Raw genomic sequence first — 3,043 nt, forward strand, 5'->3', positions numbered from 1 at the left:
CGGCAAACTGGAAGTCTTAAAAGACTTTAACCTGGAATTTGAAGCAGGAAACAGTTACGCCCTGATGGGGCCGAATGGTTCCGGCAAGACCACCCTGATAAAAATTATTTTAGGCATGGTGATTCCTAATACAGGAGACGTCAAAGTACAGGGAGAATCTATCAAAGGAAGTTTTGCCTACCGCTCAAAAATCGGGTATATGCCCCAAATTGGGCGCTATCCGGACAATATCAGAATAGGTCAGCTCTTTTCCATGATGCAGGACATCAGACCGGAAATCAAGGACTACGACATGGAACTGGTCCATGCTTTTGGCTTAAATGAAATGCTGGATAAACCCATGCATACCCTCAGTGGGGGAACCAGGCAAAAGGTCAGTGCAGCATTGGCCTTTATGTTCAGACCGGATATCCTTATCCTTGACGAACCCACAGCTGGTCTGGATCCTATCGCAGTGGAAACCCTGAAAAACAAAATCAAACGGGAAAGAGAAGAAGGAAAATTGATTATCATCACCTCTCACATTCTCAGTGAACTGGAAGCCTTGACCAACCATGCCATCTATATATTTGAGGGAGATGTGTTTTTCAACGATACGGTGGATAGTCTCAAGGAGATTACCGGAGAAAAACGCTTCTCTACAGCCATTGCCCGATTGATGGAATGGAGTTTAAAAAAAAACACGAAAAAAACTGAACTGAGTCATGCTTAAGCTATTGAAATATTCCCTTTTGGATATTGTAAAGTCCAGATTTGCTTTACTCTATACCCTGTTTCTGATCTTGGTAGCCATTTCCATTTACCAGGTCTCAGAAGATATGTCTAAGGTATCACTCAGTTTGCTCAACATCATGCTGATGATTGTGCCCTTGATTGCGGCCATATTTGCTACTACCCACTTTTTCAATAACCTGGAATTTACAGAACTGATGTTGGCCCAGCCGGTCAAACGCAGAAATGTATTCCTCAGTCAGATCTTGGCCGTGGTGGTGGTTCTGAGCTTGGCCATTATCATTGGTTTTGGAATTCCCATGATACTCTGGGGGGCGGATGCCACGGTGCTCACCCTACTGGGCATTGGGATTGGGCTGAGCATAGTCTTTGCCGGTCTTGCTTTTATGGCTTCCGTGATGACCCGGGACAAGGCCAAGGCAATTGGCATCAGTTTGTCTTTCTGGATTTATTTCTCTCTGGTATATGACGGTTTTGTCCTTTACCTGATTTATTCCCTGGCAGATTATCCTTTAGAAAAGACCACCTTGGGACTGGTGTTTTTCAATCCGGTGGACTTGGGCAGGATAATCATGTTGATGCAACTGGATATTTCAGCCCTAATGGGTTATACGGGAGCCTTTTTCCAGCAATTCTTCGGTTCGGCCAAAGGGATCCTGCTCTCCTCCGCCATGATGCTCTTATGGATGCTCTGGCCTATGGGAGTGGCCATGCGGGTCTTCAGGAAAAAAGATTTCTAGGATTAATCCTTATTCACTTATAGCATTTACCGCCGGGCTTTTCTTAAAGTCCGGTTTTTTTTCGGACATTTTTTGTCAATACCTGACCAAAAAACTAAAGTACTAATCTTTTTATATTGCAAATACGGCCTAAAACAAGGAAATTGGTTTTTAGAATTTTGATTTATAATTCAGGAAGAATGAACAATAATTATCTTAAACCAAGGCAGGCATTAAATAAATGGATAATCCCGTTCAAGCAATTGGTCTATGAAGGGTATGGGTTGACGGAGAAGGAGATTAGGATAGTGGAAGGGGGTGAAGGGTGAGAAAATCAGGACCAGTGATACTTTTTTTACTGTTAACCTCTTTATTTAATAATCGCTATGGCAAAAATTAAAGTTGAAAATAAGGAAATAACTATTCTAAGTAGAGATCTTGAGGATTACATCTCTTTGACTGATATGGCCAAAGCCAAAGAGAGTGAAAGCAGGTCAGCAGACATCATCAAAAATTGGTTGAGGACTAGATTTACCCTTGAGTTTATTGGAACCTGGGAAAAAATACACAATCCAGATTTTAAAGTGGTCGAATTTGACCACTTTAAATCTCAGGCTGGATTACCAAGTTTTGTTTTAAGTGTATCAGAATGGATAGAGAAAACACAAGCCATTGGATTAATTGTCAAAAAAGGAAAATATGGAGGAACTTATGCGCACAAGGATATTGCATTTGAGTTTGGCTCTGCAATTAGTGTTTCCTTTAAACTCTATTTAATCAATGAGTTCCAAAGGTTAAAGGATGAAGAGCAGTCTCAAATAGGATGGTCTGCAAAAAGAGAGTTAGCCAAAATCAACTATCACATCCATACAGAAGCAATTAAGATAAACTTAATTCCAAAAGAAATTACTCCAAAACAGATTTCAATTATTTATGCTAATGAAGCTGATGTTTTAAATGTGGCTTTATTCGGGGTAACAGCAAAACAATGGAGAGAAGAAAACCCTGATTTAAAGGGTAATATGAGGGATTATGCTCACATAAACGAATTAATATGCCTTTCTAATTTAGAAAATATTAATTCAGTTTTGATCAATGAAGGAGTTTCTCAAAATATGCGGTTAATAAAACTGAACAAAATTGCAATCCAACAAATGACGTTACTGGAGGATGTTGAGAATAGAAAATTTTTGAAGTAGAGTAAATACCTCAATTCACTTGATATGAATCAAAAAATACGACATTCCCTTAATCCAGACACCTTTCTAAAACATGCCAAATCCACATTTTTGGCAGGTAATGAATGTTTGCTAAAATTCTTGGAATTAGTTCAACAATCACTTTATGAAGAGGAAAACAGTTTGAAACAAATAGGATTTTTTAGATCCACCTTATTGCATTATGCAATTACCACTGAACTTTTACTGAAAGCTCTGGCGCTTCATCATGAAAGGCCTAATATTGAATCAGGTGAAATAAAAACATTGGAGAATTAAAGGAGCATCAGGATCATCGCTTTCTCTGGAGAAAGAACATGTAATGAGGGGGATTCTTGGACGTGTAAAAATAACCTTATTTGGAATATAATTTAA

Annotated in this window: 5 protein-coding genes; all 5 read left to right on the forward strand. The window is 39.1% G+C overall.

The features are described 5' to 3' along the window. A partial coding sequence (locus tag B879_RS20445; RefSeq protein ID WP_040401452.1) for an ABC transporter ATP-binding protein occupies positions 1-712 on the forward strand: 712 nt, incomplete at its 5' end. After that, positions 705-1,472, forward strand: a complete 768-nt coding sequence (locus tag B879_RS20450; RefSeq protein ID WP_009187134.1) for an ABC transporter permease subunit — start codon at positions 705-707, stop codon at positions 1,470-1,472. The genes B879_RS20445 and B879_RS20450, both read left to right, overlap by 8 nt. Before the next feature lie 179 nt (positions 1,473-1,651). Further along, entirely contained in the window at positions 1,652-1,780 is a 129-nt protein-coding gene (locus tag B879_RS23460) for a hypothetical protein (protein WP_009187135.1), read from the forward strand. A 57-nt stretch (positions 1,781-1,837) separates the two neighbouring features. Further along, a complete protein-coding gene (locus B879_RS20455; protein WP_009187136.1) occupies positions 1,838-2,650 on the forward strand; it encodes a KilA-N domain-containing protein in 813 nt (270 codons plus the stop codon). A gap of 24 nt (positions 2,651-2,674) precedes the next feature. Beyond that, on the forward strand, positions 2,675-2,947 hold the full coding sequence (locus B879_RS20460) for a hypothetical protein (RefSeq protein ID WP_009187137.1): 273 nt from the start codon (positions 2,675-2,677) through the stop codon (positions 2,945-2,947). Positions 2,948-3,043: the final 96 nt, after the last annotated feature.

It is taken from the genome of Cecembia lonarensis LW9, from assembly GCF_000298295.1.
Taxonomy (GTDB): Bacteria; Bacteroidota; Bacteroidia; order Cytophagales; family Cyclobacteriaceae; genus Cecembia; species Cecembia lonarensis.

Bases quoted from the DNA above. Each gene is read 5' to 3' on its own strand.
- B879_RS20450 (WP_009187134.1), top strand. From the start codon at position 705: ATGCTTAAGCTATTGAAATATTCCCTTTTGGATATTGTAAAGTCCAGA.
- B879_RS23460 (WP_009187135.1), top strand. From the start codon at position 1,652: ATGAACAATAATTATCTTAAACCAAGGCAGGCATTAAATAAATGGATA.
- B879_RS20455 (WP_009187136.1), top strand. From the start codon at position 1,838: ATGGCAAAAATTAAAGTTGAAAATAAGGAAATAACTATTCTAAGTAGA.
- B879_RS20460 (WP_009187137.1), top strand. From the start codon at position 2,675: ATGAATCAAAAAATACGACATTCCCTTAATCCAGACACCTTTCTAAAA.